17 protein-coding genes and 2 pseudogenes are annotated in these 23,707 nt (G+C 54.6%); 11 read left to right on the top strand and 8 right to left on the bottom strand.

The features are described 5' to 3' along the window. Positions 1–67 precede the first annotated feature (67 nt). The 6 genes from H6G53_RS17165 to H6G53_RS17140 all read left to right on the top strand — a co-directional run bounded on the left by H6G53_RS17165 (position 68) and on the right by H6G53_RS17140 (position 9,997). Entirely contained in the window at positions 68–2,323 is a 2,256-nt protein-coding gene (locus H6G53_RS17165; protein WP_190535066.1) for an adenylate/guanylate cyclase domain-containing protein, read from the top strand. After that, positions 2,310–3,554: an 8-amino-7-oxononanoate synthase gene (bioF, locus tag H6G53_RS17160; RefSeq protein ID WP_190535107.1), complete on the top strand. Its 1,245-nt coding sequence runs from the start codon at positions 2,310–2,312 to the stop codon at positions 3,552–3,554. The genes H6G53_RS17165 and bioF overlap by 14 nt, the downstream gene beginning before the upstream one ends. Before the next feature lie 228 nt (positions 3,555–3,782). Beyond that, positions 3,783–5,720 (top strand): DNA topoisomerase (ATP-hydrolyzing) subunit B, encoded by a 1,938-nt coding sequence (gene gyrB / locus H6G53_RS17155; RefSeq protein WP_190535064.1) that lies wholly within the window; start codon positions 3,783–3,785, stop codon positions 5,718–5,720. Between the two features lie 64 nt (positions 5,721–5,784). Beyond that, positions 5,785–6,048, top strand: coding sequence for a HepT-like ribonuclease domain-containing protein (locus H6G53_RS17150; protein WP_190535104.1), 264 nt, complete (start codon positions 5,785–5,787; stop codon positions 6,046–6,048). Positions 6,049–6,324: 276 nt separating this feature from the next. Next, positions 6,325–7,371, top strand: coding sequence for a 26S protease regulatory subunit (locus tag H6G53_RS17145; RefSeq protein ID WP_190535062.1), 1,047 nt, complete (start codon positions 6,325–6,327; stop codon positions 7,369–7,371). Further along, positions 7,364–9,997: a S8 family peptidase gene (locus tag H6G53_RS17140; RefSeq protein ID WP_190535060.1), complete on the top strand. Its 2,634-nt coding sequence runs from the start codon at positions 7,364–7,366 to the stop codon at positions 9,995–9,997. Before H6G53_RS17145 ends, H6G53_RS17140 begins: the two co-directional genes overlap by 8 nt. A gap of 214 nt (positions 9,998–10,211) precedes the next feature. Here the strand turns inward: H6G53_RS17140 and H6G53_RS18840 are convergent. Together H6G53_RS18840 and surE are read right to left on the bottom strand one after the other, a co-directional pair. Continuing rightward, positions 10,212–10,361 (bottom strand): annotated as a pseudogene (locus H6G53_RS18840) (IS982 family transposase); the annotation flags it as partial. A 221-nt stretch (positions 10,362–10,582) separates the two neighbouring features. Beyond that, on the bottom strand, positions 10,583–11,413 hold the full coding sequence (surE, locus tag H6G53_RS17130; protein ID WP_099533571.1) for a 5'/3'-nucleotidase SurE: 831 nt from the start codon (positions 11,411–11,413) through the stop codon (positions 10,583–10,585). Between the two features lie 229 nt (positions 11,414–11,642). On the opposite strand from surE, the gene H6G53_RS17125 reads away from it, so the two are divergent. Beyond that, positions 11,643–12,281: a hypothetical protein gene (locus H6G53_RS17125; RefSeq protein ID WP_190535055.1), complete on the top strand. Its 639-nt coding sequence runs from the start codon at positions 11,643–11,645 to the stop codon at positions 12,279–12,281. Here the strand turns inward: H6G53_RS17125 and H6G53_RS19365 are convergent. From H6G53_RS19365 to H6G53_RS17100, 5 genes and pseudogenes are all read right to left on the bottom strand, one after another. Beyond that, positions 12,278–12,721, bottom strand: a complete 444-nt coding sequence (locus H6G53_RS19365) for a L,D-transpeptidase (RefSeq protein ID WP_190529780.1) — start codon at positions 12,719–12,721, stop codon at positions 12,278–12,280. The two genes, H6G53_RS17125 and H6G53_RS19365, sit on opposite strands and share 4 nt — an antisense overlap. 528 nt (positions 12,722–13,249) lie before the next feature. Next, a complete protein-coding gene (locus tag H6G53_RS17115; RefSeq protein WP_190355935.1) occupies positions 13,250–14,071 on the bottom strand; it encodes a bifunctional 4-hydroxy-2-oxoglutarate aldolase/2-dehydro-3-deoxy-phosphogluconate aldolase in 822 nt (273 codons plus the stop codon). Positions 14,072–14,186: 115 nt separating this feature from the next. Continuing rightward, a pseudogene (minE, locus tag H6G53_RS19360) lies at positions 14,187–14,444 on the bottom strand (cell division topological specificity factor MinE); the annotation flags it as partial. Positions 14,445–14,697: 253 nt separating this feature from the next. Continuing rightward, the gene (minD, locus tag H6G53_RS17105) at positions 14,698–15,507 is read right to left on the bottom strand and encodes a septum site-determining protein MinD (protein ID WP_099533566.1); all 810 of its coding nucleotides are present in this window, start codon (positions 15,505–15,507) and stop codon (positions 14,698–14,700) included. A 161-nt stretch (positions 15,508–15,668) separates the two neighbouring features. Next, positions 15,669–17,291, bottom strand: a complete 1,623-nt coding sequence (locus tag H6G53_RS17100; protein ID WP_190535050.1) for a septum site-determining protein MinC — start codon at positions 17,289–17,291, stop codon at positions 15,669–15,671. 127 nt (positions 17,292–17,418) lie between these two features. Here H6G53_RS17100 and H6G53_RS17095 point away from each other — a divergent pair, with 127 nt between their 5' ends. After that, entirely contained in the window at positions 17,419–18,750 is a 1,332-nt protein-coding gene (locus H6G53_RS17095; RefSeq protein ID WP_190535047.1) for an N-acetylmuramoyl-L-alanine amidase, read from the top strand. An 85-nt stretch (positions 18,751–18,835) separates the two neighbouring features. On the opposite strand, the gene H6G53_RS17090 is transcribed toward H6G53_RS17095, so the two are convergent. Further along, entirely contained in the window at positions 18,836–19,513 is a 678-nt protein-coding gene (locus H6G53_RS17090) for a Uma2 family endonuclease (RefSeq protein ID WP_190535045.1), read from the bottom strand. 254 nt (positions 19,514–19,767) lie between these two features. Between H6G53_RS17090 and lysS the strand changes: the two genes are divergently transcribed. The 3 genes from lysS to H6G53_RS17075 all read left to right on the top strand — a co-directional run bounded on the left by lysS (position 19,768) and on the right by H6G53_RS17075 (position 23,407). Continuing rightward, positions 19,768–21,381: a lysine--tRNA ligase gene (lysS, locus tag H6G53_RS17085; protein ID WP_190535042.1), complete on the top strand. Its 1,614-nt coding sequence runs from the start codon at positions 19,768–19,770 to the stop codon at positions 21,379–21,381. Between the two features lie 100 nt (positions 21,382–21,481). Next, positions 21,482–22,567, top strand: coding sequence for an RsmB/NOP family class I SAM-dependent RNA methyltransferase (locus H6G53_RS17080; RefSeq protein WP_199309299.1), 1,086 nt, complete (start codon positions 21,482–21,484; stop codon positions 22,565–22,567). Between the two features lie 90 nt (positions 22,568–22,657). Continuing rightward, entirely contained in the window at positions 22,658–23,407 is a 750-nt protein-coding gene (locus H6G53_RS17075) for a hypothetical protein (RefSeq protein ID WP_190355941.1), read from the top strand. The last annotated feature ends 300 nt before the right edge of the window (positions 23,408–23,707 follow it).

Here is a 23,707-nt window from a genome sequence, read left to right as displayed (position 1 = left end):
GCGATAAGATATTGGTAGTTTGCCGCGATGCGGCTTCGTTTGCGCCTCAGCTTTTGAGGAGAGCCTTGTGACTTTCTCGATCGACCCGTCTGCCGAGAGTTTGCCCGACGGTGCAGAGAGACCCGTTCTGCGTCCTGATTGGTCGGTGGCCCGCTCCAGTCTGTTGATCGTGGACGATCGAACGGACGATCGCACTCTTTTGCATCGACTTCTAGCGCGTGAGGGCTATCACATCCTGCTGGCGGATAATGCCCATCAGGCTTGGCAGCAACTGAAGCACCATACCTTTGACCTCATCCTATTGGATGTGTATCTGCCCGATCGCAGTGGCTTTGCCCTTTGCGAGGAGCTGAAAGCCAACCCAAAAACTGCCGATATTCCGATTATTTTTACTGGCAGCTCTGATGGCGGCTCCAATGGCAACTTAGATAAAATTCAAGCCTTCAAGGTGGGTGGCGTTGACTATTTAATCAAGCCCTTTGCCCTTGAAGAAGTTTTGGTTCGAGTCAATACACACCTGAAAATTCAGCGAGCTGCCAAGCTGGTTGCCGAACAAAACCAGCGGCTAATAGCGGAAGTGGCGGAACATGAAAAAACCGCCGCTATTTTGCAAGAACAAAAGCAATATTTACGCATTATTTTAGACAATATTCCTCAGCAAATTTTTTGGAAAAATGCTGACTTAGTTTTCTTGGGTTGCAATCGAAGTTGGGCAGAAGCATCCGGTTTAGGGGATCCCGAAAGTGTGATTGGCAAAACCGATCAGGACTTAATTGAAGATCCAGCCATTGCCGAACAATTTCGGGCCCAAGATCGCCGCGTGATTGAAACTAATCAACCCATTTCCCATCAACTATTACGAAAATATCGTCACGCTGAAGGGGGTCAGCCCATCTGGCTAGATTGCTACCGTGTACCGATTCGCGACGAAGCGGGGCAAGTGATTGGGGTTTTAGGGGTTTTGGATGACATCACCGATCGCAAGTTGGCGGCCGATGCCCTGCAACAGGCGGAGGAAAACTATCGCAGTATTTTTGAAAATGCCCTAGAAGGGATCTTTCAAGCCACTTGGGAAGGGCGATTTATGAGTGTGAATCCAACCTTGGCCCGCATTTGTGGCTATGGATCGCCTCAGGAAATGATGGAATTAATCACCAATGTGGGTCAGCAGCTTTACGTGCGATCGCACCGGCGCGAAGAGTTTTTGGCTTACATGGCTCAATACGGAGAAGTATCCAATTTTGAGTCGGAAGTTTACCGGAAAGATGGCCGGCGAATTTGGATTTCTGAAACCGTTCGTAGTGTTTATGACGCTGGGGGCAAGTTTCTTTACTTTGAAGGCATGGTGCAAGAGATTACCGAACGTCGCAAAACAGAGCTGGAATTGCGACAACAACGGCAACAATCGGAGCAATTATTGCTGAATATTTTGCCCCAGAAAATTGCTCAGCGCCTGAAAATGCAACAGACGGCCATGGCCGATCGCTTCGAGTCGGCAACGGTGCTGTTTGCGGACATTGTGGGGTTTACGGAATGGGCTTCCCAAATTCAAGCGGCGGAGTTGGTGTCCTGTTTGAATGACATTTTTTCGGAGTTCGATCGCATTGCTGAACGCTATGGGGTTGAAAAAATCAAGACGATCGGGGATGCCTACATGGCCGTGGGGGGCGTGCCTTCGGCGCATCCTAACCATGCCATCAACACGGCGCGGATGGCGTTGGAAATGCAGCAGGCGATCGGGCAGTTTCAACGCAAAAATGGGCAAACCTTTCAGTTGCGAATTGGGCTGAATACGGGCCCCTTGGTGGCGGGGGTCATTGGCATTCGCAAGTTTATCTATGATCTCTGGGGCGACACGGTGAATATTGCCAGCCGGATGGAGTCCCAGGGGGAAGCAGCCAAAATTCAGGTGACGGCTTCCACGGCGGCCCTGTTGGGCGATCAGTTTGTTCTAGAGCCGCGTGGCCCCTGGCAAGTGCGAGGACGCGGGGAAATGCTCACCTACTGGCTGGTGGGCGAGCGACCGCCAGTGCCGGATCCCGATTTTGCCGAAAGAGCCGGTGAAATAGCTGATGACCCCAGGATGAATCATCTGAATAATTTTCGTGATTCTAATCCGGGTGACTTTGACCCTGATCGTGCGGCGGGGAGTGATCATCCAGCCGACGATCGGCCAGTGGCGGGCAGTCAGCGCGGGGACTTTGATCCGGAGGTTGATCCCAAGGATTTGAATTCGATCGATCATAATGGGCAGACCCCTACCCATCCGGCCCGCTCCGGGGCTGGCCATGCCGTCGATCGCGCCACCGATGCCCATTCCTAAGACCGCCCCCAGTCCTTCCTCAACCGAGTCCCCCTACGACTGGATGGCCCAGGCCCTCCAGACGATTCACCGGGCCCATTGGCATCGATCGCCCCAGATCCTGAGCGGCCGGCCGGGGGCCGTGGTGGAGCGCGACGGCCGCACCCTGATTAACTTCGCCAGTAATGACTACTTGGGGTTGGCGGGCGATGACCGGTTAATGGCCGCTGCGATCGAGGCGATTCAAACCAATGGAACCGGCAGCACTGGCTCACGGCTGATTACTGGCCAACGAGCGTTGCACCGAGAGCTAGAACAGGCGATCGCCCAACTAAAACAGACCGAAGACGCGATCGTCTTCAGTTCCGGGTATTTAGCCAATCTGGGCACGATCGCCGCCTTGGTGGGCCCGCGAGATTTGATTTTGAACGATGCCTATAACCATTCCAGTCTGCTAGCCGGAGCCAAACTCAGTGGAGCCACGGTGGTGGACTATCGGCATGGCGACTTGCAGGATTTGGGCGATCGGCTCCAAAGCCACCGTTCCCACTATCGCCGCTGCCTGATCCTCACGGACACGGTGTTTAGTATGGATGGGGACTTGGCTCCCCTGCCGGAAATTCTGGACTTGGCGGAGGCCTTTTCCGCCATGGTGTTGGTGGATGAGGCCCATGGGACGGGGGTTTTCGGGGCCACGGGGGCCGGCTGCGTGGAGGCCCTGGGGTGCAGCGGGCGATCGCTGATTCAGATGGGAACCCTCAGCAAGGCCCTGGGCAGCTTGGGGGGCTATGTGGCCGGCTCGGCCACCCTCGTCGATTTTTTGCGCAACCGCGCCGCCAGTTGGATTTACACCACGGGCCTGTCACCCGCCGACACGGCCGCCGCCCTGGCTGCCATTCGGATTGTGAACCAAGAACCCGATCGACGGGCCGCCCTTTGGCACAATACCCGATCGCTCCGTCAAGCCCTTCAGGATTGGTTAGCCACCCAGTCCACCGAACTCACCCAGGGCGATCGCGCCTATCGCCTACTGCCCAGCGAATCGCCTATTCTCTGTTTGCAAGTGCCCAACCCAGCCACCGTCAGCCAATTGGGGCGATCGCTCACGGAAGCCGGCCTGTGGGTCGGAGCCATTCGACCGCCCACCGTGCCCACCAGCCGCCTGCGCCTGACCCTGATGGCCACCCACCAGCCCGAACATTTAGCTCAACTCATGGCCGCCTTGCGATCGGCCATTCCCCCAGGAGCCTAAGGGGGGAAATGGCTCCCCGCTGCAACCTTAGGAAGGCAAATTTCTAGGGCTGTTAGTGACCTTTCCAGGCATTTTTCAAGGTCAATCAATCCCAAGCCCAAATTCATAACAAGCGTACCCTGGCAACTCCTAGAACCCGTTTGTGCTAAAATCTTGGAATGTTTTGAAGTTATAGGGCTTTAGGCAAATTTAACCTGCCTAAGATGTCCAATCTGGAGCGGAGTGAGCATGACCAGCAACTATGGGGCAGATCAAATTCAGGTTCTTGAAGGGCTTGAACCTGTCCGCAAGCGACCGGGAATGTACATCGGCTCCACTGGGCCGCGCGGTCTCCATCATCTAGTTTACGAGGTGGTGGACAACTCGATCGATGAAGCCCTTGCTGGTTATTGCACCCACATTGAAGTGGATCTGAATGCCAACGGCTCCGTTACCGTCACCGACGACGGCCGCGGCATCCCCGTTGACATTCACCCCCAAACCGGCAAGTCCGCCCTCGAAACCGTGATGACCGTGCTGCACGCGGGCGGCAAATTCGGCGGCGGTGGCTACAAAGTATCCGGCGGTCTCCATGGCGTGGGCGTGTCCGTGGTGAATGCCCTCTCGGAAGAAGTGATTGTTGAAGTTAAGCGCCTGAGCCAACGGCACGTTCAACGCTACAGCCGAGGCATCCCCCAAGGGCCCCTGACCAGCGAACCCAGCGACGATGCCCAAACGGGCACGCGGGTCACCTTTTTGCCCGATCGCGAAATTTTCATCACCGGCACAGAATTTGACTACGCCACCCTCGCCAGTCGGCTGCGGGAGCTGGCCTATCTGAATGCGGGCGTGAAAATCACCTTCAGCGATCACCGGCTGGAGCTGTTGCGTACCGAGCAACCCAAGGTTGAAACCTACTGCTACGAAGGCGGCATTCGGGAATATGTAGCCTATATCAACCGCGATCGCCTGCCCCTCCACGAGGAAATTCTCTACGTGCAAGGGGAGCGCGACGGGGTGCATGTGGAAGTGGCCATGCAATGGTCGATCGATGCCTACACAGACAACCTATTCGGGTTTGCCAACAACATCCGCACCGTGGATGGCGGAACCCACCTGGAAGGGTTGAAGGCCGTTTTGACCCGCACCATGAACGCGATCGCCCGCAAGCGCAACAAGCTGAAAGATGGCGATGCCAACCTGGGCGGCGAACATATTCGGGAAGGCTTGACGGCGATTATTTCCGTGAAAGTGCCCGATCCAGAATTTGAAGGACAAACCAAAACCAAACTCGGCAACCCCGAGGTACGCGGCATTGTGGATTCCCTGGTGGGGGAAGTTTTCACGGAATATTTGGAGTTCCGGCCCGGCGTGGCGGACTCCATTTTGGAAAAGGCGATTCAGGCCTTTAATGCGGCCGAAGCGGCTCGCCGGGCCCGGGAATTGGTGCGCCGGAAATCGGTGTTGGAATCGTCGCCCTTGCCGGGTAAATTAGCCGATTGCAGCTCGAAGGATCCGTCCGAATCAGAAATTTTTATTGTGGAAGGAGACTCGGCAGGCGGTTCCGCCAAGCAAGGACGAAACCGTCGATTCCAAGCCATTTTGCCCCTGCGTGGGAAGATCCTAAACATCGAGAAAACCGACGATGCCAAGATCTATAAAAACACCGAAATTCAGTCACTAATTTCTGCCCTGGGATTAGGTATCAAAGGCGAGGAATTTGATGTTTCTCAACTGCGTTATCACCGGGTGGTATTGATGACCGATGCGGACGTGGACGGTGCCCACATTCGCACCCTGCTGCTGACCTTTTTCTATCGCTATCAACGGGAATTGGTGGAGCAAGGTCACATCTATATTGCCTGCCCGCCCCTATACAAGGTGGAGCGCGGCCGGAATCATCAATATTGCTACAGCGATCGGGAGTTGCAGCAGATTTTGGCGGGCTTCCCGGCCAATGCCAACTACAACATTCAGCGGTTCAAAGGTTTGGGTGAAATGATGCCCGATCAGCTTTGGGACACCACCATGAACCCGGAAACCCGCACCATGAAACGGGTGGAAATTGATGATGCGGCCGAGGCCGATCGAATCTTCACAATCTTGATGGGCGATCGGGTGGCTCCCCGCCGGGAATTTATCGAAACCTACGGGGCCAAGCTGAACCTCACCGACCTGGATATTTAGCCTGCATCTCTAGGATTCGTGGGAGCAAGGGTAGTGCCTGTGCAGTGATGATTTTCAGTGAAAGATTGCTTGCTCAAAGACGCTCTCACCTGCTCATCATGATTACGGCACTATCCAGTTTACAGCGGGCATTCTGGCTGAAGTCTTCTCACAAAATTTGGAGAAGGTACTTGCGGTTTCAAGGGCGACCAAAGCTATTGGCGAAGCTGTGAAGTACATTCCAGATTCAGCAAGAAGCCACTATCCTGATGTTCCCTGGCGAGATGTTGCCGAGATGCGAGATCAGTTGGTTCATGATTATTTCAATACAGATATAGAAATCGCCTAGAAAGCGGCTTAAGAAGATATTCCTCAGTTAGAAGTAATAACTTCTAGGGTGCTAGCTGATTCGGAAAGCCAGATTTAGTGAAAATGGACTAGGTAGTACTTGTGGATGACTGCTGTGCAATTAGTATCATTACTTCGCAGACGCTACTTAGTCAGACATCGTTGTCAACCCAATTTATAAGAGAGCATATTTTAATTTTGTAAAGTTTTCATAAGATTTCAAGAGATTTAGGTATTGTAAAAGTGGGATATTTGGCTGTAGGCAACAGGTTCAAGAATGAAAGGAGAAGTGCTAAAGCGATTATTCCGTGCTGTTGCCAGTGATGACTCACAGGCGATACAAAGCATGTTGTCCATCGTGGTAGAGGAAGAACGCAAGCTAGGGCATACCACCCTTGCTAATCAACTCGAAAGCATTCTGCGGAAAAGCGCCCATCTTGTCAAACCCGAAAATTCATCATCAGATTCTGTACGAGAAAGCCCTGCAACTTCTTCAGAGAGAGCCACGCCTAAAGCATCCGAAACACATACTCTCACCCTCTTATCGAGTAAACATAGATTCAATCATCCGTTTATTGTTACGATTCCTCGTGACAGTTTGAGGCATCATATGATCCTTGCCGATGCCATAGAAACACGATTTCGCCGTATTGAACGGGAATATGCTGCTCGTGATCGACTTGCCCATCATGGGTTGCGCTATCGCCAAAAGATTTTGCTTTATGGTTCTCCAGGGTGCGGTAAAACGATGGGAGCCGAACGTATTGCTTGGAATACCGGCTTAGCCTTAGTTAAAGTTCGCTTTGATGCAATGGTTTCCTCGTATTTAGGAGAAACCGCTACCAATTTGCGTGAAGTATTTGAAGCTGCTGTTGCTTCTCCTTGTTTACTTTTTATTGACGAATGTGACGCACTGGCTAAATCGCGTGAGGATAGCCAAGAGGTTGGTGAAATTAAGCGTGTAGTCAATACATTCCTCCAACTACTTGATGAGTACGAAGTCTCAAACGGCTTACTTGTGGCTGCAACTAATTTGACCAAGTTTCTTGATGAAGCTGTTTGGCGAAGATTTGATGATGCTATTGAAGTGCCAAAGCCAACAGAACCAGAAATTGAAGCTATTCTTAAACAGACCCTCTCTTCAGTTGAAGTTGGCTCAATCGATTGGAATTTAGTTGTGCATAAAATGGTGAATTTTTCGGCTGCACAAGTTACGAGGGTTGCTCAGGATGCCGCAAAACGAGCCATTCTAGATCGTGAAGAGCTAGTCATTCAAGAACATTTAGAAGAGTCAATCCAAGACATTTTAGTTTCTCATGCCTGATAGCTCCGAAAATTTTCCTCACATTTCACTTCACCTTGTTAAAGAAGGGATAGCCTCTGCTCCACCAGGAGGTGGTGGCAGAGTTTCAGCAACTACCTTGGCTAACAGGGGAGATGCATGTGGACATGGTAACAAGCTGAAATCTTCAGTTGATCTCATCACTACAAATTGGCAAGAGGAGAAGAAAAGACGAGAGGAAGAGGGCAAACCTGAATTGCCAGATGCAGTATCCTTTATCCTACAAGTAGATCCTGATTTATTTGATGCAGATGATCTCAAGAGCTTTGGTATTGAGGTTGTTGCTGATCTTGAGCAGGGATATATCATTGGAGCTTCATCTGATACAGGGCTATCAGAACTTAAGAAAAAGATTGAAAAGCTGATTCAGGAAGGTAAGGGGAAGACAAAGATTCCTGCAATTTGGGAAATTCTAGAAGGAACTCAACGCCCAGAATATATTCTTTCTGAAAGTCTTAAAACAGAATGGGAACGGATTCTAGAGCAACAGGAGTATATAGTAGACATCGGCATTGCTTGTATCAATATACAAGAGCAATATTCAAGATGCCCTAAACGTAAGAAAAATGAAGGAAATGAAAAATATCAGCAACGAGTAAATAAATGGTTAGACAAGCACAATTTGTCTCCTGAAGAATGGGATGACTTATATTCAGAACGAACGGATCAACTTCAAAAATTCATTAACCAATACAATGGTGAAATTCTTAGAAATATAGCTGGTGAAGAAATAGGAATTTCACGTTTACCAGATAGCTTTTCTTGTCGTATTCGGATTCTTGGAAAAGGGTTGAAAGATCTTGTCCTCAACTTTCCGTATATTTTTGATGTCAGTGAACCTGATGAATTTAATCCTCTTTTAGTGACACCCAATGGATCTGAATCCGACCGGGAACTGTTTACGCTAGAACCTCCCGATCCTAATGCGCCTAAGGTCTGTGTGATCGATAGTGGTATTCAAGAACTTCACCCCAAATTACGGGTTGCGATTGATTCACAGTATTCCAAATCATGGGTGCCTGGAGAACTTGATATGACTGCTGACTATGTTCGAGGAGGTGGACATGGTACCAGAGTTTCTGGTGCTGTTCTTTATCCTCGCGGTATTCCTACTACAGGTCGTCAGCAAGCAATATGTTGGATTCAGAACGCTAGAATTCTTGATGGTAGCAATCAGCTACCTAAAAAACTATTTCCACCTGAAGTGCTGGAAGAAATTGTAGAATTTTACCATCACCGTACCAGAACTCGAATTTTCAATCATTCAGTTGCAGGAATCGCTCCCTGTCGAACCCAATCTATGACTCCTTGGGCAGCCGCAATAGATAAGTTGACTTGGGAAAAAGATATTTTATTTATTGTCGCTGCGGGAAATATTGAAGCGAATTCGAGCTTTGTCACTCGGCTATCTATATATGCACATATGAAGGCTGGGCGGCCTTATCCACAGTATTTATTAACTCCCTCTGCACGAGTTGCAAATCCTGCCCAAAGTTTTCAAGCATTGACGGTAGGTTCAGTTGCTCATACTACTTATCAAAATCCTCCACTTAAATCAGTGGCAGAAGTAGATTATCCTTCTTCCTTTTCTTGTTCAGGGTTAGGGATTTGGGACACTATCAAACCAGAAGTAGTAGAGTACGGAGGAGATTATGTAATTGACTCACCTACTTCGCCAAGCTTCACTAAACCAGAGCCAGTTTGTCCTGAGCTAGTAAGATCTACGCTTTACGGTGGTAAAGTTATCAGTTCTGATGCTGTCGGCACTTCTTTTGCTGCCCCGAAAGTAACTCATATTGCAGCCACTTTAGCGACAATATTTCCCCAAGAAAGTACTTTATTGTATCGTGCACTTATTGTTCAGTCAGCACGCTTACCCAATTGGACAAATGAGTCCGCCGCAAAACTGTATCAAGGAATTAGAACAATGGGCTATGGAATTCCCAATCTTGATAGAGCGTTGGGTAATTCTCCCAATCGTGTAACTTTGACAACTCAAGGCAATGAAGTTATCCGCGCTCGGCAAGCCAAAATTTATCAAGTACAAATACCAGAAAGTCTTTTAAGGGAAGGTGAAGGTTTTGAGATTTTGATTGAAATTACTTTGTCCTATGTTGCTGAACCTCGCCGTACTCGTCGACATCGGAGGAAATATCTATCAACATGGCTTGATTGGACATGCAGTAAAAAAGGAGAAGATCCTCAAAAGTTTTTAGACAGGGTACTCAAGGAACACAATGAAGCTCCAGAAGATGCTGATGAAGGTGAAGGTTTATTTCGTTGGACTCTTGGCAAGAGACAGTTCAGATCTAATGGTGATGATCAGCGAAAACCCAAAGGAATTGATGGAATCGTGAAAAAGGTTTCTAGAAGTGCAGGAACCGTCCAGAAAGACTGGGCATTAGTTCAATCTTATGATTTGCGTGAGGGGTTCTGTGTCGCTGTAGTAGGGCATGAAGGGTGGAATCAGAATTCAGAGGCCACTGTTCCTTACTCTTTAGTTGTCAGTTTTGAAGCTATCAACTCGAAAATTGCAATTTATGATGCGTTTGTTCAGGTTCAGCAACCTCTACAAGTGCAGCAAGAGGTGCGTTTGAGTATCTCCTAAGGTAATATTAATCCCCCTACTATAATCACAGTCAAACCGATGTCTAACAACCATATTACAGCGGATGGAAAAGAGGCTATCGGCAGATGAGAAGGTGACTGGCCTCCGCTGACTAGAGGCGTTATACGGCTGAGTTATGAGGGGAGGCGATCGCGCAAATTCAAGGAAAATCTACAGCTTTTGCCTTGCCGAATTCAGTACACGTCAGTTCGGGTTAATCGTGTAGCTCAATTCCCAACACAGCCAAATCGAGGGACGGTTTCTGGGGTTGATGACAGTAGGCAATCAGTTCACTGGGCAGATACACACAACAATTGACCGGACTGCAGTGACGAGAGTGTTCAATCTGGTAACGGTTCTTGAGATTGAAACTCATGGAGTGCTCACGCTGGTGTTGCTTGAAACCATCCTTGAGCAAGTGTCGCATCCATTACGTTTCAAAATCTTGGCAGAAGTCGTCGATTTTGCAGAACAGAGCTTCTAACCTGAGCACGACGGGGTTGGGTTAAGGCTGGTTTGGATTAACACCTCAGCTTAACCAGTCCCGTCTTTCTGCTGCTTCCCCTATTCCGAACTGACGTTGGCTTAGGCTGCGGGATTGGGGGCTGGCCCATAGCTCTCGGCCAGTCGATCGATCCAAGGTTGCCAGGGGGTCATCTCCGCCCAATCGGTCAAGTTGAAATGCAAAGGAGTGAGGGTGATGTAGTTTTGCCGAATCCCCTGCACATCGGTGATCAGGGGCGAAGTTTGGCCTCCGGGCATGGTTTCCGGGTCAATTTCTTCAAGCACTTCTCCCGACAGCCAATAGTAGGTGCGGCCACGGGGATCCACCCGCTTTTCAAATAGGTCGTGATAGCGCCGGAAGCCGAGTTTGGTGAGCTGCACACCCGCGATCGGGCCGTCGGGCGCTGGGATATTCACATTCAGCAGCATTGGCCGGGCGGGCGGCTGGGCAATGAGTTGGGCCACCGCTTGCACGGCAAACTCGGCGGCGGCGCTGAAGTCAAGATGACCAAACTTGGCCAGGCTGAAGGCAAAGCTGGGAATATCCTCCAGCAGGCCTTCCATGGCCGCCGAAACAGTTCCCGAGTAGAGCACATCGGTTCCCAGGTTGGGGCCGTGGTTAATGCCCGACAGCACCACATCGGGCTTGCGATCGAGCAGGGCCCCCAGGGCCAGCTTGACGCAATCGGCGGGCGTTCCAGAACAGGCCCAAGCGGTGACGCTGGGGTGAAACAGGTTAGGAACCAGTTCCGTGCGAATTGGATCCTGAAGCGTCAGGCCGTGCCCTGTGGCGGAACGCTCCCGATCGGGACAAACGATCGTCACTTGGTGACCCGCTTCAGCGCAGGCATTGGCAAGGGCGCGAATGCCCAGGGCAAAAATCCCGTCATCGTTGCTAATCAAAATATTCATGGCGAGATATGCATGGCGGATCGAGAAGGAATAGCCGATCGAGGAGGGGTGGCCGGGAGCCGTTGGAATCCCGAAGCGCAGAACGATAGGGCAGAACTATTATTGACTATGGCTATCGACTGTGACCCATTGAGTGATCTTCATGGGTTGCAGCCATCGTTGAAGCCAAATATTGGAGCCATTGAGGTTTCCGGCTTCCCAAACGCTCCATCCGTTGATTGGCACCATCATGGCAACCGAAATCGCAATGCAACCGGCCGCTGCGCAACTGCTGGAACAGACGGCGCGATCGATCCAAAATCCCCAGACCGAGCCTGAGCGTCCGCGACCCGCTGCCGTGGTGACCGCGATGAAAACCGTGGAAACCCAAACCCGCCGCGATCGGGTGCAGCTCTCGGAAGGGTCGCTGGTGGGTCGCTGGCGTTTGGGGGTGGTGTCGCCCAAAAAGTCGGCCCAGCGCGATCGGGGGTTTTATTTTCCGGCTTTTGCCCCGGCCTATCTGACCTTTTTGGCCAACGAAGCCACGGGGGCGATCGCCCGAATCAAGAACCGAGTGCAGGTGGGGCCGATTTTTATGGAGTTTTCTGGCCCGGCCCGGTGGGTGGGCCAGCGGAATTTGCTGGCTTTTGATTTTTTGGAACTGGCGATCGGGATTGGCGATCGGGTGGTTTATCGCGGCCCGGTTCGGGGCGAGCGGCCGGCCACAAAGGCCCTAACCCAGGAGCCATTTAACCGCCGGGCGATCGGCTATTTGCCCTTTTTTGCGTTCTGCTGGGCCGGTGAATCGGGGCTGGCGGCTCGGGGGCGCAGTGGCGGCCTGGCCCTGTGGGTACGGGATCCAGAGCCAACCAGCCCCGATCGGCCCTAGCGATGGGCCACCACGGGCGTGCCCACCTCTGCCCAGTTGAAATACCAGCGGGAGGTGGATACCGGGAGATTGGTGCAACCGTGGCTCATGGGTGTGCCGAAGTTGTTGTGCCAGTAGGCTCCATGGATGCCATAGCCCCCGTCGTAATACATCGTGTAGGGCACATTGGGCACGTCATAGCCGGGGCCACGCATCCGGGTTGATCGCAGCTTGGTGTAAATCGTCCAAGTGCCGGGCAGGGTGGGTGTGCGGGCTTTGCCGGTGGAAACCGCATCCGTGCGGACTTGGCGATTTCCTTCCCAGGCGGTTAAGCGTTGGTTGCCGATATCGACTTGGAGCCAACGAACATTATCCAGCCGCTTCAGAATCGCCATCGATGCCTTGGGATTAAAGGGCAGCTCTTTGAAATTCACCAGGCCGGTGCTGGCGGCTTGGGCCATGGCCCGGGTCGATCGCTCCAAAAAGCTCCAGCGTTGATCGGTGATGGCAGCCCAGCGGGGTTGTTGGTCGGGCGTGGGCTGGTTCAAAACGGCCAGGGTTTTGGTCAGTTGTGCCCGCTCCCACTGATCGAAGTAGTAGTGAGCGGCACTGGATTGGGCCCCGGCCCAGGAGGCGGCAAAGGTCACCAGTGCCCCCGCAATCAAAAACTTGGGCCGACGTAACCACTGGGGCGGCCGTTGTCTGAGTTCTCGGGTACGATCGACCACTCGATCGCGGGTGTCATCGAGTTTTGCCAGCAGCCCTGTCATGGAGGTTCCTAAAAAAAATTTGCAAAATCTGCCAAGTCTGCAAAAAATCTGCCAAGTCCGCAGCACAGCGATCGAGCAGGCAGATTGTTTCGCATTTTAACCGGGCAATTTTCGTGGGGCCAATGATTGGGGCCACGAAGTGCTTGAAAGATAATCGGTTTCCCAGTTGATTTTCTGCTGTATCCGGTTAATTGGCCAGACTGTCGCCGGGCGGTTGGTCTAGGGGCGGAGATCTTCGAGCGGCGGGGTCGTCTCTGGAAGACAGTGGGGGGCCACCTGTTCAGCCAAGCGACGGGCCCGATCGCGCACTTGATCCCAACGACCAGCGGCCACGGCTTCCGCTGGAAACAGTTCCCCCGACAGGCCGATCGCGATCGCCCCGGCCGCCAAAAATTCCGCCGCATTGGCCAAAGTGACCCCCCCGGTGGGAATCAGCGGCATGGGCAACACGGGCACGAGTGATCGCACGTAGGCTGCTCCGCCGACCGCCGAAATGGGAAACACCTTAACGCTGCTGGCTCCGGCCCGCCAAGCCTGGGCAATTTCCGTGGGGGTCAAGGCTCCCGGCACGATCGGAATGCCGGCCGCCACCGCCGCCGCGATCGCCCCCGAGTCGCCAAAGGGCGCAAAACCAAATTGGGCCCCCGCCGCCACCGCTTCCCGCACCATGGCCGCATCCAGCAGCGTGCCGGCCCCAATTTGACAGTGGGGCAAGCGATCGCGCAGTTCGGCCACCAATTCCGCCGGCCGAACACTGTTCCAAGTAATTTCAATGAGTCGCAGGCCCCCTTCGGCGGCCGCCTGGGCCATGGCCAGCCCCTGAAGCCAGTTGTGCGATCGAATCACGGCGATCGCGCGATCGTGCCGCAGCCGCTGCACCCAGCGCGATCGCACCGTTGCCAAGGTCGTTGTCTCCCCCTTGTCCAATGGCTCCCCCGATTGGAACTGACTGCCTTCCTGCGGTTTCAGGGGGTCTGCCGCATCGCCATTACCCAACACTGGCTGATTCACCTTGCTAGGGGGTAATTTCCGTGGGCCCATCAAGGGGCAAGGATTCCAAATCGATGATTTCGTCCGTTTCGGAAGGGGCTTCCGGGATCACACTCTCGATCGGGGTTTCCATGGCTGCGGCCGCTTCCTCCGAGGGTTCATTGTCCGGGCGCACCCGCCGAATGGGCACATTGGCAATCAACGCCGTGGTGCGAAGGTCGTTTTCCAGCATGAATTGCAATCCCTCGCTATCAATTTCTACATAGCGAGAAATCACATCCAAAATCTCTTGGCGCATTCGATCGAGCGACTGCGGCGAAAGATCAGTTCGGTCATGGGCTAACAGCAATTGCAACCGCTGTTTCACCACGCTGCGGCTGTCGGGATCGCGGGCAAAAAGTTTATCGAGAAGTTCGCTTAACATGACGCAGATAACGCAGCGCGCTGGATCGAAGGGCGATCTGAGGGAAAAAACGAGTTGTGGGTTGAGGGCTGGTTGCCAACGGAGCCAAAACCGCCCGGTTGCTTGGTTTTGTGCCGGTCATGGGCCCCGGGCGATCGCAACAGCCCTTGCAGTCAAGACACACCACCCAAGGGATGAGACCAGCTTGGCCAAGGTTGAGCCAGCGGTCAGGGAAGCTTCCAGCGGCCGATCGGGAGCGGCTCGCCCATCCAGGCTAACCGCGAGGGCTACCCTTCAGCCAGCGCTTCAGCCGCTTCAGCAAGGAATCGTGGCTGGCGGTGAGATCTAAAAATTCCACGTTTTGACCCTCCAGACGGCGGGCAATGTTACTAAACGCCATCTTGGGCACGGAGACTTGCTCCGACAGCACCAGCGGTTCCCCTCGGTTGGTGGAGGTGATCACCCGTTCATCGTCGGGCAAAATTCCCACCAACGGAATCGCTAAAATTTCGCGCACATCGTCCACGGACATCATGTCGTTGGCTTGCACCATTTGCGGCCGCAGCCGGTTCACCACCAACCGAACGTTTTTGATGCCCTCGGCCTCCAGCAGACCCACCACCCGATCGGCATCGCGCACGGCGGCAATTTCGGGAGTGGTGACGATGATGGCTTCGCGGGCGGCGGCGATCGCGTTGCGAAAGCCCATTTCAATGCCCGCTGGACAGTCCACCAACACATAGTCAAAACTTTTGGCCAGGGTCAAAACCAACGCTTTCATTTGGTCGGGGGTGACCGATTCTTTGGTGCGGTTTTGGGCGGCGGGCATCAGCACCAATCGGGGCTGTCGTTTGTCGCGCACGAGGGCCTGCTCCAGGCGGCACTCACCGGCCAGGTATTCCACGGCGGTGTAGACCACGCGATTTTCCAGACCCAACAACAGGTCTAGGTTACGCAGGCCAAAGTCGGCATCCACTAGCGCCACTTTTCGCCCCAGTTGCGCCAGGGCCATGCCCAAGTTGGCGGTGCAGGTGGTTTTGCCTACGCCACCTTTGCCGGAGGTGATTACGATGATGCGGCTCATGGGATTGCCTGATAGTTGACAACGGCTGAAGGGTCGATCGAGAAGGGTGGATTCAGAACGGCCAAGGGCGGTGCGATCGGGCGGAACCCGAAAAGACACCTCAATTTAGCATGGCGATCAAAGGGCGATTTGACTATCTGTCGGGGGGTGGAGGCAAGCGTTTAGGCGGGTGGTTCCCCCAGGCGCGATCGCACTTCATTTTTGGCAAAGTCGGCGGCCGGTGAGATTCGGATCCCTTTTCCGGAAATGTAAGCCACTTCCGGACAGGGCACATCGAGCTTGGACTCGGGAACCCGGGCCGTGCGGCTGGCAATGCGCACCTGATTGGTCGCCAGGTTCAGGGCCATGATGATGGCGCTTTCGTTGCCATTAATGCCCGCGTGGGCCACGCCACAGAGCCGCCCCCAAACGAGAATGTCGCCCCCGGCCACGATCGCGCTGCCGGGGTTGGCATCGCCGCGAATCACCACCGTGCCCGGATAACGAATTTCCACCCCCGATCGCAAGGTTTTGTCCAAATACAAACAATCGGGCGCAAGGTCGAGGTCAGGATCGGCCGCGATCGGTTCCTGGGTGGGTTCGGGCGGTGTGAACTGAAGGGCATAGCCCATTTCGATCGCCAGGGCTGCGGTGGCGGGATGGTTGGTTTCCACCCGGGTCAGCCGCAATTGCACCTCCTGAAGGGCATCGGCGATCGCCTTCAGTTGCCTGGCTTCCAAGGTGCGATCGATCGCTTGCAGCGTGACGGGCCCGTCGGGTGTCCAGCCCCGCTCCCCCCCATACAGCCGATGCATCAATTGCTGCCACAAATCGGTCCAGGCCAAGCCCCGATCGGGCTGTTCGGCCACAAAGTCCGGCGGCAGCACCAGGCGCACCGGTTGGGTTCGATCGGCGCTTTCTTTGCTTTCTTGGCTGTCTTTGGTGTTGCTGGTTTTAATCTCGGAGGGTTTGGCCTCGGAGAGCGTTTGGGCAGAAGAATTGATCTCGGCAGCCGGGATAGGTTCGATCGCCTCAGGAGCCGCCGCTTCTGGCTGGGATTCGGCTGGGGATTCTGGCGGCGATTCCCGACCCGTCGCGGGTTCTGTCTCCGCAGATTCGAGAGATCCAATAGATCCAGTAGATCCAGTCAATTCAGCCCAGCCCGGAATCCAAAGGCGCACTTGGGGCCCCCGTTCCCCAGTCAGATCCGCCACGGGGCGATCGGCTCCCGTCAGCAATTCTCGCGCCAGCTTGGCCGCTTCTGGCGACAGGGGCGGCAACTCGGCCACAGGAACTTCGCTGCCGGTTTCCGAGCCGGTTTCGGTGGGCGATTCAGCCGGGTCATGCGCAGTTGAAGGCTGTTCGGCCGGCTGCTGGGTGGTTGCGGATGTGGAGGGCAATTTGGCTCCCCGCAAGGGCATCGCCAAGGCCGACACCAAATCATCGGGCAAGTCATCGCCGTGGGCCACCGGCCGATCGGGTAATTCCTCCGGCTCTGGCAAATCTTCTAAGGCTTCCAGGTTTTCTTCTGCAAGGGTTTCTAAACTTTCTAAATTCTCTAAACTTTCTAAATTCTCTAAATTCTCTGATTCTTCAGGATGTGGGTGCTCAGAAAATGCAGCAGCTTCAACCATGATCAGCAAACCGGGCGATCGACCCGACAACGGCTCTATGCAGTGTACCGGACGGCCGCCGGCTCCGTTGCTTGCGGCTCCAAAACGGCAAATTTCGAGCACGGGGTGGACAATCCCAAATTCCAACTCAAATCGCAACTCAAATCGCAACCCAAATCCCAAGTCGGTCACCCCATAGACCTCTTGCGCGAATCAGCCGCGCGATCGCCCTCGGGATGATTCTGAACAGCACCGCATCCTAGTGATTTTTTGGAATCGGGTGATCTAGCATTGGTCGAAGTTCGATCGAGAGTAATTCATGGGGCGGGTTCTCCTTTCAGCGGGCCATGGGGGCTATGAAAACGGGGTTTTGGATCCTGGCATTATGGCGGCAGGAACCACCGAAGCCCGGGAAATGATTTGGCTGCGGGAAGCCACGGCCCAAACCCTGCAACGGCGGGGCATTGAAGTGCTGACGGTTCCCGATGACTTGAGCCTGCAACAGACGATCGCTTGGATCAATGCCCGAGGACGCACCGGAGATGTGGCCTTGGAAATTCACCTGGATGGTTCCAGCAACCCCGCCACCCGAGGCACGACGGTCTATTTCATTGCGAATAATCAGGTGCGCCAAACCCAGGCAGAAATTCTGTTGCGATCGACCCTGGCGCGGGTTCCCCAACTCCTTTCGCGGGGGGCATTGCCCGACACGGCCACGGGGTTGGGGAATCGGCTGTTTTGTCGTCAACTCACGGTTCCTTCGCTGTTGGTGGAAGTGGGCTTTTTAACCAACGAGACCGATCGCACGATTCTCAAAAATCAAGGTTGGGGCATTGCCACCGGCCTCAGCGATGGCCTGCAACAAATTTTGCTGGAATTCCCCGCCCAGCCCTACAGCAGCATTCAAATCGAGGTGAATAATCAGCGCTATCCCGAGCGGGGTGTGCTGATCAATGGCAATTCCTACATCCCGATCGACCTGGCCGATCGCCTGGGAATCAAAGTGGCCACCAACCCGCAAATCGTCCGGGTACGCTACCAAAACATCGTTTACTTCAAGGCGATCGACCTGCGGCAATACAACATCTCTGTGGGTTGGAACAGCCAAACTCGCGCCGTCACCCTCCGCACCAACCTCTTGGTTTCCAACACCCTGAAGGGGCAAATTATGGGACTGGGCAGCACCGTTGATGCCCAAATGCTGACCTTTCTGAGGGCCTTTAACCCCAATGCGGGTAGCCAGTTTCCCGATTTACCGCGCCTTTACCGCGAAGAGGCGATCGCCGAGGGGGTCAATTTTGATCTAGCCTTTGCCCAAATGTGTGTGGAAACGGACTTTCTGCAATTTCCGGGCCCCACCAAATCCAGCCAAAACAACTTTGGGGGGCTGGGGGCCTTGGGGGGCAATCCCGAGGGGGCTTCCTTTGCCAGTGCGCGGCTGGGGGTGCGGGCCCACATCCAACACCTCAAGGCCTACGCCAGCACGGAACCCTTGGCGAATGCGGTGGTGGATCCTCGGTTTAGCTTTGTGCCGCGCGGCGTGGCTCCCACGGTGGCGCTGCTGAGTGGGCGTTGGGAGGCGGATATGAACTATGGCGATAAGATTTTGTCCCGCACGCGCCAGCTCTACGAGGTGTCTGGGCTGTTGTAGGGGTGATGCTGTAGGGGTGATATTGGCCACAATCCCGATGGCTGCGATCGCTGATGGTGGTTACTCGGGCTGATCGCTCAAGGCCCTAGGGAGCGATCGCGTCAGGATCCAAGCCCAGTTCCCGCAACCGGGCCGCCAGCCGATCGGCCCGCTCCCGTTCCCGATCGGCCCGTTGCCGCTCTTCCAGCAAGGTGGAAAAGGGCCGGCCATCGGGCCCAAACAGGGTGAGAGTTTCTTCATCTAGTTGGCAGCGAATGCCCAGCCGAGGACTGACCCAGTTTTGGGGATTCTCAACAGGTTCCAGATCGCCCCTGTCTCCCCGCGTCAAAATGTTCAATTCATTGCGATCGGGGTCATAGATGTAATATTCCTCAACGCCATAGCGGTTATAGAACATCTGCTTTTTCAGCATTTCCCCAAAGCGATTGCCCGGCGACCAAATTTCAAACACCACTTGAGGGGCGATGTTGTGTTCGCGCCACTGCATATAGGAACCCCGATCGCCCTTGGGAACCCCAAAAACAACCATCACATCGGGCGCTTGGCGAATGGTGTTGCTGCCTTCCAGGGGATACCAAAGCAAATCACCGGCCACAAACACCTGCGGATCGTCACTGAAAATGGTGGCGAGGTTGCTTTGAATAGTTTGGATCCAGTGAAATTGCTTTGTGTTGTCTGCCATCGGCTGGCCGTCACTGTCGGGATATTCGATCGGCTTGGGCTGGACTTTTCCCGGCTCACTGGGGGGAATTTGAGCAACCATCGGTTTTTCCTCAAGATTGCGATTGGTCTCATTATGCCAATGGCCGATCGGCTGGTTTGGACTGGGGGTGTTGAAGGGGCGGGGTTAACTGGTTCAACCTGATCAATTTCTAGATAAAGCTTTTTCAGCATCCTTTCGGAGCGATCGCGCGTAAAAGGCCCCAAGTCCCTAAAATGAATAGGCATTTTGCAACCTTGGCATTCTGCACCCATCTTTTTCTGTAACCATTACCTCGTCATCACCGCCCCACCGCCATGAGTTTCTGGGCAGATAAAATCGCCGCCGACGCACAGGGTCCACAGATCGTTAACGATTCCAAAACGCCATCGGGGCGTGTTCACGTTGGCTCCTTGCGGGGAGTCGTGATTCACGACACGATCTATCGCGCTCTGAAACAGGCCGGCAAGCCCGTGAAATTCATCTACGGCGTGGATGATTACGACGCGCTGGACACCGTGCCGCGCTATTTGGATCGGGAAAAGTTTGAGCGCTATTTGGGCTGGCCCCTCTGCAATGTGCCCTCGCCCGATGACACCGCGCCGGGCGATCGCGCCAGTGATTACGCCAAGTATTTCATGGGCGAATTTCTGGATGTGTTTGAGTATTTGGGTGTGCGGCCCGAGATTTATTACCTGCGGGATTTGTATCGATCGGGCAAGTTGAATCCCGCGATCGATCGCTTCTTGAAAAACGCCCATTTGGTGCGCGAAGCCTATAAAGAAGTTAGCAAGGCTGATCGCCCCAGCAACTGGTATCCCTTCCAGGTGATTTGCGAACATTGTGGCAAAATCGCCACTACCCAAGTCACCGACTATCAAGATGGCAAGGTGTTCTACACCTGCGATCCCAACGCCACGGACTACACCCAAGGCTGTGGCCATTCCGGTTGGGTTTCGCCCTTCGATGGCAACGGCAAACTGCCCTGGAAAGTCGAGTGGGTGGCCAAGTGGGAATTGCTGGGCGTGACGATCGAGCTAGCCGGTAAAGACCACTCCCAAAAGGGCGGCTCCCGCGACGTGGCCAACGCCATTTCCCGCAAGGTTTTGGGTCAACAACCGCCCTTCCACTCGCCCTACGAATTCATTTTGGTCAATGGCACGAAAATGAGTTCTTCCAAGGGGATCGGCTCCAGCGCCCGCGAAATTGCTGATCTATTGCCGCCGCAGTTGCTGCGCTTTTTGATGTTGCGCACACCACCCCGCACAGCCATTAATTTTGCGCCCAACTACGAAAGCATTACGCGCGTGTTCCGCGATTACGACAACTTGATCGACAAATATCGCCGGGAAACGATCGCCAGTGGGGGCAACCCGCCGGAACTGAATGAAGACTGGATGGCGCTGTTTTATGCCCAGTTGGATGGGGAAATTCAGCCCTACCAACCCTTTGAATTGAGCACAGCAATTTCCCTGCTGCAAGTGCCCCATTTGGATGTGGAAAAGGAAGTGGCAGCGCGATCGGCTGAACCTTTGAGCGATTACGATTGGCAAATTGCTCGCGAACGGATTTCGGCCGCCCAAAAGTGGCTGAATGACTACGCCGATGAAGAAGAAAAGTTGGTGCTTTATCTGGATACGATTCCGGAGCGGGCGAATCAACTTTCGCCGGAACAAATCGGCTATGTGGAAGCTTTGCTGAAAACGCTGGCAACGGTGGAAAGCTGGGACGGCGAATCCCTGCAAACGGCGCTGTTTGCCACCACGCGGGAGCTGGATTTGAAAATGCCGGTGGCCTTTTCGGCGATTTATCTGGCGTTTTTGAACAAGGAACGGGGCCCGAAGGCGGGGCCGCTGCTGTCCTATTTGGATCGGCAACTGGTGCTCGATCGCCTGCAAGCGGTGTTGGATCTGAATCGCGCGGCGGTTTAGGGCCTAATTAGGGACTCATTTAGCGCGGCACTGCTTGTGGCAATCCTGGGAGCAAGGGGCTTAAGCCCCTTGTCTCCGTCTCGGTGGGGATAGATGGGGAATGGGCAAATCGAAGAAGCGATCGGCTAAACCAGCGGCATCGGAGGCGATCGCAACGGAGCCGTCGCGCCTGTTGCTGAAGCTAGCCGATCGCCTGTTTGGGGAAGCGGCCGATCGCGCGGCCTTTGTCCAGAACCTCGGCCAAGCCCAGCGGTTTGCGCCCTGTTTGTTGTGGCTGGCCGATCGCCCCGATCCGTTTCCCTTCGCGGCCCTGCCTCCCTTGGCGATGCAGCCGGCCTGGGTCGATCGGCTCGATTTGACCGCCGACCAACCGGCCAATCGGCGACCCGGCAAGCATCCCCTGCATGAGGCGGGGGCGTTCTATTGTCTGGATTTTTCCTCGGTGTTTGCGGCTTCGGCCTTGCTGGCGATTCCCGATCGGGTCGATCGGCTGGTGGATCTGTGTGCCGCGCCGGGGGGCAAGAGTGTTTTTGCTTGGCGGGCGCTGCAACCGTCGCTGCTGGTGGCTAATGAGGCGATCGGTAAACGGATCGGTATGTTGGTCAGCAACCTGAAGCGCTGTGGCCTTGACCCGGCGATCGCCACTTGTGCCGACCCGGAAACCTTGGCCCAGGCGATTCCCAGTTGGGCGGATTTGGTGATTGTGGATGCGCCCTGCTCGGGCCAATCCCTGCTGGCGAAGGGGGAGAAAAATCCCGGCTGTTTCCATCCCCTGACGATCGGGAAAAATGCCAATCGCCAAAAACGGATTTTGGCCAACGCGGCGGCCCTGGTGGCTCCTGGTGGTTGGTTGGCTTACATGACCTGCACCTACGCGATCGAGGAAAACGAAGGGGCCACCCAATGGCTGCTCGATCGCTTTCCCCGCCTGGAACCGCAACCCGTTCCGGCCCTAGAGCCTTGGCGATCGACCCACGGGGCTTTTCCCTGCTATCGAATGTTTCCCCAGGAAGGATTGGGGGCCGGTTCCTTTGTGGTGCTGCTGCGGGATGGGCGAAATGGGCCAGCCAATCCAGAGCCGGCCAATCCAGAGCCAGCCAATCCAGGGCGATCGAGCTTATTCGGTGATCACGAAGCCTTGCAGTCCCTAATTCGTTGGCGATCAGACCGATCTAAGCCGATCTAAACCGATCCAATTAGCAGCAGGGCAATCAGCAACGCATAATGGAGGGCGTTTCGGGCCCAAGCCTTTTTGCTGTTTCACTGTCGGCGTTCCATGCTCGATCGCATTCTTCCGTTGTCCGTTCACTGGTTTCGCCCGATCGGGCCGATCCTGCTCAGTTTGGGTCTGGGTAGCCTCTCGATCGGCTGCACCAACCAAGTCACCACCTCCCAGCCCGCCGCCCAACCGGGAGGCATCACACTGCCGGATATGGCCCCAGCGGCCCTGTTGCCCAGCCCTTCCGCCACCCCCAACACGATCGCCGGATTACTGAAAACCTGGCCACGCTACCAATCACCCCAGGCCGGCTTTTCCGTGGCGTTTCCCGCCAAGCCCCAGGAAGAAACCAGCCGCGTCCCCACCGAAGTGGGCCCGGCGGAAGTGATTATGCTCCGTTACCAAGACCGACCGGCCAAGCGGTTTTATCTGTTTGCTCACAATCGCTTTCCGGTTCCGGCGGGCACGGGGGTGGATGTGGCCAAGGCTCTGGATGCCAGTCGCGACAGCATCGCCAAGGGCATTTCCGCCAAGGTGGTTTCCGAAAAACCCTTGCAACAAAGTGGTTTTCAGGGGCGCGATCTGGAATTGTCGCGATCGGGCGGTTTCGCGGCCCGGGTGCGAATTTTCTATGCCAACGGAATTTGGTATCGGGCCATTGTGGCGGCCGAAGACGGCAAACTCAAGGTTCCCCAGGTGCAGGCTTTTTTTGACTCAATTCAACTGATGTCGCCCACGGAGCCACGTAAACCTAATGCAGCGCCCGCCCAAAGCAATCCCAGCCCCACCGGCACACCGCGACCCTAGGGGGATGGAGAGCGAGCACCAATGCCACAAGCACCAATGCCACAATGGAGATATCAACGGAAGTCTCGACAGGAGATGTATTGCTAGACGTATCGATCGCGGCCGCGAGCCAACGTCAGCCAACGGATCGGTAAACGGCTCCGCTCCCATGGGTCTAGAAGATGCAAACCTGTTTGGATGGGTGCATTCAGGAAATCAGCAAAGAATCTGAAACTCCTGGCCTACGATTGTCTTGCTTGTGGCATCTCAGGGAATGATGAATAGGAGCCTTAGCCTTTAGGCTCTTGCAAGCGTCTGTTC

The organism is Limnothrix sp. FACHB-406 (assembly GCF_014698235.1).
In the GTDB taxonomy this organism is placed as follows: Bacteria; Cyanobacteriota; Cyanobacteriia; order CACIAM-69d; family CACIAM-69d; genus CACIAM-69d.
Note: the sequence above shows the minus strand (reverse complement) of the source record. Positions and strands in the feature narration are given on the sequence as shown.